General features: G+C 71.6%; 4 protein-coding genes. 2 read left to right on the top strand and 2 right to left on the bottom strand.

The features are described from left to right. On the bottom strand, window positions 1-2,033 hold a 2,033-nt coding region (locus tag CCN51_RS32355; protein ID WP_086860409.1), incomplete at its 3' end, for a bifunctional [glutamine synthetase] adenylyltransferase/[glutamine synthetase]-adenylyl-L-tyrosine phosphorylase. A gap of 160 nt (window positions 2,034-2,193) precedes the next feature. Then, window positions 2,194-3,555 (bottom strand): type I glutamate--ammonia ligase, encoded by a 1,362-nt coding sequence (gene glnA, locus CCN51_RS32350; RefSeq protein ID WP_014180276.1) that lies wholly within the window; start codon window positions 3,553-3,555, stop codon window positions 2,194-2,196. Window positions 3,556-4,090: 535 nt separating this feature from the next. Here glnA and CCN51_RS32345 point away from each other — a divergent pair. Next, window positions 4,091-5,743 (top strand): multicopper oxidase family protein, encoded by a 1,653-nt coding sequence (locus CCN51_RS32345; RefSeq protein WP_014180275.1) that lies wholly within the window; start codon window positions 4,091-4,093, stop codon window positions 5,741-5,743. Between the two features lie 178 nt (window positions 5,744-5,921). Continuing rightward, the gene (locus CCN51_RS32340) at window positions 5,922-7,679 is read left to right on the top strand and encodes an NAD+ synthase (RefSeq protein ID WP_014180274.1); all 1,758 of its coding nucleotides are present in this window, start codon (window positions 5,922-5,924) and stop codon (window positions 7,677-7,679) included. Window positions 7,680-7,742 lie beyond the last annotated feature (63 nt).

The following is a 7,742-nucleotide window of genomic DNA, read 5'->3' as shown; positions in this document are numbered from 1 at the left end:
CGGAACAGCTCCCGCCGCCGCACCCCGCGCGCCGCCGCGACCGCAGCCTCCGCGCCCTCGGCGCGGCCGACCGCCGCCAGCGTCTCCTGCTCCAGGTGGGGCCGGCCACGCGGCCGCAGCCCCTCCGGGTCGCCGAGCAGGGCGACCGCCTCGGGGGCGCGCAGCAGCAGATCGGGGGCGAGCCTCCCGGCGGACAGCACCCGCGCCAGATTCTCCGCGGCGGCGCCCTCGTCGCGCAGCAGCCGCAGATACCAGGGCGTCTTGCCCAGGGCGTCGGAAACCTTCCGGAAGCCCAACAGCCCGGCGTCCGGATCGGCGGAGTCGGCGAACCAGCCCAGCAGCACGGGCAGTAGCGTACGCTGAATCGCCGCTTTACGGGTCACACCGGACGCCAACGCCTCCAAATGTCGTAGTGCGGCGGCCGGATCGGCGTAGCCGAGCGCTTCCAGGCGCTGGCCCGCCGCCGCGGAGCTGAGCCGGGTCTCGCCGGGCTCCAGTTGGGCGACCGCGTCCAGCAGCGGCCGGTAGAACAGCTTCTCGTGCAGCCGCCGGACCTCACGCGCGTGGCGCCGCCACGCCGTGCCCAGCTCGGCCACCGGCTCCGTACGGAGGCCCAGCGAGCGGCCCAGGCGCCGCAGATCGGCCTCGTCCTCGGGCACCAGATGGGTGCGGCGCAGCCGGTACAGCTGGATGCGGTGCTCCATGGAGCGCAGAAAGCGGTACGCGGCGTCCAGCGCGGCGGCGTCGGAGCGCCCCACATAGCCGCCCGCCGCCAGCGCCGCCAGCGCGTCGAGCGTGGTGCCGCTGCGCAGCGTCTCGTCGGACCGGCCGTGCACCAACTGCAGCAGCTGGACGGCGAATTCGACGTCGCGCAGGCCCCCGGGGCCGAGCTTGAGCTCGCGCTCTATCTCGGCGACGGGGATGTTCTCGACGACGCGGCGGCGCATCTGCTGCACGTCCGGGACGAAGTTCTCGCGCTCGACGGCCTGCCACACCATGGGCGCGAGTGCGTCCACGTACGCCTGGCCGAGCTCGGTGTCGCCCGCGACCGGCCGGGCCTTGAGCAGCGCCTGGAACTCCCAGGTCTTGGCCCACCGCTGGTAGTACGCCAGATGGCTGGACAGGGTGCGCACCAGCGGCCCGTTGCGGCCCTCGGGGCGGAGGTTGGCGTCGACCGGCCAGATGCTGCCCTCAACGGTGGCCTCGGAGCAGATCCGCATCAGCCGGGAGGCGAGCCGGGTCGCGGCCTGCACGGCCTTGCCCTCCTCGACACCGTCCACAGCTTCGGCGACGAAGATGACGTCCACATCGGAGACGTAGTTGAGCTCACGGCCGCCGCATTTGCCCATGCCGATCACGGCGAGCCGGCAGGCGGCGGCGTCCTCGGGCTGCTCCTCGGCGGCGATCTCCAGCGCGGCACGCAGCGTGGCGGTCGCCAGATCGGCCAGCTCGGCGGCCGCCTGGGCCACATCGGTGGTGCCGCACACATCGCGGGCGGCGATGGCCAGCAGCGCGCGGCGGTAGGCGATGCGCAGCGCGTCGGGCCGTGACCGGCCCGCCCCGGCCGGGCCCCAGATGCCCTCGGCCAGCGCCCGCTCGAACTCGGGGGTGGTCGGATGCAGATCCGCCGACTCGTACGTCACCAGGGCCTGCCAGTCCCCCGGGTGCCGGGCCAAGTGGTCGCCCAGCGCCTCGGACGCGCCGAGCACCCCGAGCAGCCGGTCGCGCAGCGGCTTGGCGGTGACGAGGGTGTCCAGCAGCGCCTGCCGCGAACCACTGTCCGAAGCGGCCGCGGCCGCCCCGGCGGCGCCCGTCGCCACGCCGTCCGGCAGCGCCTCGACAAGCCGTACGAGCCCGCGCAGGGCCAGGTCGGGGTCGGCGCTCGCGCCCAGCGCCTCCAGCAGCACCGAATCGCTCCGTACGCCGGACAGCTCGGGCGAGTCCAGCAGCCGCTGGGCGGCGGAGGCATCGGTGAAGCCGTGCCGCAGCAGCCGGGTGAAGTTGCTGCTTCTGCGTCCCTGCGGTACGGACATGCCGCCGCCTCCCGTGCCTCTCGAGTGCCGCCGCCCATGGCCCCGCGCCCCCGGTGACCAGGCCGGGCCCGATGACGAGCTTAGGCTCTGCGAAGCAAGTCGCGCCGTGCCGGAGCACACAGCGGCGGGCCGGCGACGCGGCGTCGCCGGCCGCCCGCGCCTACAGCACCGGCAGGTTCTTGCGCAGCTCGAAGGGGGTGACCTCGGAGCGGTACTCCTCCCACTCCTGCTTCTTGTTGCGCAGGAAGAAGTCGAAGACGTGCTCGCCGAGCGTTTCGGCGACCAGCTCGCTGCGCTCCATCAGGTAGATGGCCTCGCCCAGGTTCTGCGGCAGCGGTTCGATGCCCAGGGAGCGCCGCTCCGCGTCGGACAGCGCCCATACGTCGTCGTCGGCGCCGGCCGGGAGCTCGTAGCCCTCCTCGATGCCCTTGAGGCCGGCCGCGAGCAGCACGGCGTAGGCGAGGTAGGGGTTGGCGCCGGTGTCGAGGGAGCGGACCTCGACGCGGGTGGAGCCGGTCTTGCCGGGCTTGTAGAGGGGCACGCGGACCAGTGCGGAGCGGTTGTTGTGGCCCCAGCAGATGTACGAGGGGGCCTCGCCGCCGGCGCCCGCGGTGCGCTGTGAGCCGCCCCAGATGCGCTTGTAGGAGTTGACCCACTGGTTGGTGACGGCGGAGATCTCCCCGGCGTGGCGCAGCAGGCCCGCGATGAAGGAGCGGCCGACCTTGGAGAGCTGGAACTCGGAGCCGGACTCGTAGAACGCGTTCCGGTCGCCCTCGAAGAGGGAGAGATGGGTGTGCATACCGGAGCCGGGATATTCGGAGAACGGCTTGGGCATGAACGTGGCCTGTACGCCCTGCTCCAGCGCCACCTGCTTCATGACCAGCCGGAACGTCATGATGTTGTCGGCGGTGGAGAGCGCGTCGGCGTAGCGCAGGTCGATCTCCTGCTGGCCGGGGGCGCCCTCGTGGTGGGAGAACTCGACCGAGATGCCCATCGACTCGAGCATGGTGATGGCCTGGCGGCGGAAGTCCATGCCGATGTTCTGCGGGGTGTGGTCGAAGTAGCCGGAGGAGTCGGCGGGCTCCGGGCGGCTGCCGTCCACGGGCTTCTTGCTGAGCAGGAAGAACTCGATCTCGGGGTGGGTGTAGAAGGTGAACCCGAGGTCGGAGGTCCTGGCCAGGATCCGCTTGAGCACAAAGCGGGGGTCGGCGAACGACGGGGAGCCGTCCGGCATCAGGATGTCGCAGAACATCCGGGCGGTGCCGGGGGCCTCGGCGCGCCAGGGCAGGATCTGGAAGGTGCCGGGGTCCGGCTTGGCGATCATGTCGGACTCGTAGACCCGGGCGAAGCCCTCGATCGCGGAGCCGTCGAAGCCGATGCCTTCATCGAAGGCGCCTTCGAGCTCGGCGGGCGCGACGGCGACGGACTTGAGGAAGCCGAGCACGTCGGTGAACCACAGCCGCACGAACCGGATGTCGCGCTCTTCGAGGGTGCGGAGCACGAACTCCTGCTGCTTATCCATGGTCCCCTATCCTTGCAGGTCAGACGGCACTTGGGGTACGTGTGGGGCACCTGTGGACCCCAGTATCACCTGGCGGGGTTTCGGAGAGGTTTCGGACCGCTCCCCCGGCATCCCCGCCACGATGTGTGCATCGTACTTTCATGCGGCCCCGGACGGCCCCGAGCGCTTCGCACCCGGGCCCGCCACCAGGGTTTCGATACCCCTTGGGGGTAAGGTGTGGCCAATATCGGCATACGCCGACACCGATCGTAGGGGCCGTGGCCGACCGGAGCGACCGGAGGAAGCGGAGGAAGCGGAGGAAGGCAATGCTCGGACCGCGCCAGCGCCGGCGCCGGCGACAGCCGAGGGCGACGACCGCCCGGTGCGGTCGGCCGATGGGTCGGCCGGTGCGTCAGCCGGTGTCTTCAGGGCCCTGTGCCGCGCCGCTGCTGGGCATATAGGAGCGCGTCCGCCCACCCCGCACCCCCGCGCGGGCGAGGCGTACGCGCCACCCCACCACGCAGCTCACACACATCGGCCATTGGGGTGCCCACTCATGCACGCATTCACTCGCCGCGCCGTGCTCGGCGCGGGAATCGCCGTCGCGGGCGGCAGCGGACCGCTCACTTCCTGCTCCGCCCCGTCCTCCGCGTCCGACGACTCACACGGCCCGCGGGCCGGTTCCGGTAACGCCGGTGCGCCGGCCGCCGCGGAGCCCGCCCCCGAGGGCTATGTCTCCCCCCACGGCGAGGAGGTCGCCGCCGCCCACCAGGAGCGGGGGCCGGTACGGGAGATCCGGCTGACCGCCACCACCACCTCGCTCGACCTCGGCGCCGGTACGGTCAGGACCTGGGCGTACGACGACGAGCTGCCCGCCCGGCCGATCCGGGTCACCGCGGGCGACACCCTCGCGGTCCGGCTCGCCAACCACCTGCCGCACTCCACCACCGTGCACTGGCACGGCATCTCCCTGCGCAACGACATGGACGGCGTCCCCGGTGTGACCCAGCCGTCGATCAAGGCCGGGGCCTCCTTCGACTACCGCTTCACGGTGCCGGACCCGGGCACGTACTGGTTCCATCCGCACTCCGGCGTCCAGCTGGACCGGGGGCTGTACGCGCCGCTGATCGTCGACGACCCCAGGGAGCCGCTGGAGTACGACGAGGAGTGGATCGTCATGCTCGACGACTGGGTCGACGGGGTGGACGGCAGCACCCCGGACGAGGTGCTCGACGAGCTCGGCGGCGGCATGGCGGGCATGCATGGCATGGACGACACGGGCCCCGGCAACGGCTCCGGCAAGGGCGGCAGGGACGACTCCGGGGACGACGGGGACGACGGGGACGGCGATGACGGCCCCCGCCCGCCCCGCACCGGCCCGTCCCGAATCCTCAGGGGCGCCAGAAGCCGGCTGCTGGGCGGCGACCCGGGCAATGTGGCGTATCCGTACTACCTGGTCAACGGCCGCACCCCGGACGACCCCCGGACCTTCCGCGCCAAGCCCGGGGACCGCGTCCGCATCCGGATCATCAACGCGGGCGGCGACACCGCCTTCCGCGTCGCGCTCGGCGGCCACACCATGACGGTCACCCACACCGACGGCTTCCCCGTCGAGCACACCACCACCGACGCGCTGCTGCTGGGCATGGCCGAGCGCTACGACGTGGTGGTCACCGCCCAGGACGGGGTCTTCCCGCTGATCGCGCTCGCCGAGGGCAAGGGGCGCGCCGCGATGGCCCTGCTGCGCACCAGCGAGAGCGCCGGGGCGCCACTGCCGTCCGTACGCCCCAAGGAGCTGGACGGCAGGCTGATCACCGCGGACCAGCTGCGGGCCGCGGAGGACGTACGGCTGAAGCCCCGCGACCCCGACCGGACGATCCGCATGCGGATCACCGGGTCCATGAAGAAGTACGACTGGGCGATCAACGGCAAGCCGTACGACCCGTCGCAGCGCTATCCGGTGCGCGCGGGCGAGCGGGTCCGGCTGTCCTTCATCAACGGCACCGACATGTGGCACCCGATGCATCTGCACGGCCACACCTTCCAGCTGCCGGACGGCGGCCCGCGCAAGGACACGACGATCCTGCTGCCGCACCACAAGGTGAACGTCGACTTCGACGCGGAGAACCCGGGGCTGTGGATGGTCCACTGCCACAACGTCTACCACTCGGAGTCCGGGCTGATGACGATCATCGGTTACCGGAAGTAGCGGGATCGTCGGCCCGGTCTCCTTCGTCGTACGAGCCGACGGAGACCGGGCCGACGGGGACCGGGGCCGGGCCGACGGGGACCGGGGCCGGGCCGACGGAGATCGGGCCGACAGCGACCGACGTGACAAAGGAGACACGCAGGGCCATCGCGTCAAAGAGACGATTACACTGGTCGCCGTGCCTCAACTTCGTCTCGCTCTGAACCAGATCGACTCGACCGTCGGCGACCTCGACGGCAACACCGAGTCGATAGTCCACTGGACCCGGCACTCCTCCGAGCAGGGCGCCCACCTGGTGGCGTTCCCCGAGATGGTGCTGACCGGCTACCCCGTCGAGGACCTGGCCCTGCGCTCCTCCTTCGTCGAGGCGTCCCGCGCCGCGCTGCACGCGCTCGCCGCCCGGCTGGAGGACGAGGGCTTCGGCGAGCTGCCCGTCGTCGTCGGTTACCTCGACCGCAGCGAGCGCGCCCAGCCGCGGTTCGGCCAGCCGGCCGGGGCCCCGCAGAACGCCGCTGCCGTGCTGCACCGCGGCGAGGTGATCCTCACCTTCGCCAAGCACCACCTGCCGAACTACGGCGTCTTCGACGAGTTCCGCTACTTCGTACCGGGCCAGACGCTGCCCATGATCCGCGTGCACGGCGTCGATGTCGCCCTCGCCATCTGCGAGGACCTGTGGCAGGACGGCGGCCGGGTGCCCGCCGCCCGCTCCGCCGGCGCCGGGCTGCTGCTGTCGATCAACGCCTCGCCGTACGAGCGCGACAAGGACGACACCCGCCTGGAACTGGTCCGCAAGCGCGCCCAGGAGGCGGGCTGCACCACCGCGTATCTCGCCATGATCGGCGGCCAGGACGAGCTGGTCTTCGACGGCGACTCGATCGTCGTCGACCGCGACGGCGCAGTGATCGCCCGCGCCCCGCAGTTCGCCGAGGGCTGTGTACTGCTCGACCTCGATCTGCCCGCCGCCGACCCCGGCACCGTCCCGCAGGGCGTCGTGGACGACGGGCTGCGCATCGAACACCTCACGCTCTCCGCGGACCCCCTCCCGGCGTACGAACCCGAGCTGGCCGGCGGCACCGCCGAGCGCCTCGGCGACGACGAGGAGATCTACACCGCGCTCGTCGTGGGCTTGCGCGCGTATGTGGCGAAGAACGGTTTCCGCAGTGTGCTGATCGGCCTGTCCGGCGGCATCGACTCCGCGCTCGTCGCGGCCATCGCATGCGACGCGGTCGGCGCGCAGAACGTGTACGGCGTCGCCATGCCGTCCCGCTACTCCTCCGAGCACTCCATCGCCGACGCCGCCGAGCTCGCCCGGCGCACGGGGCTGAACTTCCGTACGGTCCCGATCGCCCCGATGTTCGACGCCTATATGGAGTCGCTGCACCTCACCGGCCTGGCCGAGGAGAACCTGCAGTCGCGGCTGCGCGGCACGATGCTGATGGCCATCTCCAACCAGGAGGGCCACATCGTGCTGGCCCCGGGTAACAAGTCCGAGCTGGCCTGCGGCTATTCGACCCTGTACGGGGACTCGGTCGGCGCGTACGGCCCCATCAAGGACGTCTACAAGACGTCCATCTTCCGCCTGGCGAAATGGCGCAACCAGGCCGCGGAAGAGCGCGGCCAGACCCCGCCCATCCCGGAGAACTCCATCACCAAGCCCCCGAGCGCCGAACTCCGCCCGGGCCAGGTCGACACCGACTCCCTCCCCGACTACGACGTGCTCGACCAGATCCTGGAGCTGTACGTCGACCGGGACCAGGGCCGGGCGGAAATCGTCGCGGCGGGCTATGACGACGAGCTGGTCACGCGGATTCTGCGGCTGGTCGACACCGCGGAGTACAAGCGCCGCCAGTACCCGCCGGGCACCAAGATCTCCGCCAAGGGCTTCGGCAAGGACCGCCGCCTCCCCATCACAAACCGCTGGCGCGAACACGGCTGAGACGGGCGGGGGTTTCCCACCCCCGCCCTCACCCGGGACTCCGCCTGCCTCGTATACACATCT

Origin of the sequence: Streptomyces milbemycinicus, assembly GCF_002154605.1 — a bacterium.
GTDB classification, from domain to species: domain Bacteria; phylum Actinomycetota; class Actinomycetes; order Streptomycetales; family Streptomycetaceae; genus Streptomyces; species Streptomyces milbemycinicus.
This window is presented reverse-complemented; position numbering and strand designations above follow the sequence as displayed.

What these genes read in the sequence shown, in the direction of transcription:
- CCN51_RS32345 (WP_014180275.1), top strand. Translation starts at nt 4,091, where the DNA reads ATGCACGCATTCACTCGCCGCGCCGTGCTCGGCGCGGGAATCGCCGTC.
- glnA (WP_014180276.1), bottom strand. Translation starts at nt 3,555, where the DNA reads ATGGATAAGCAGCAGGAGTTCGTGCTCCGCACCCTCGAAGAGCGCGAC.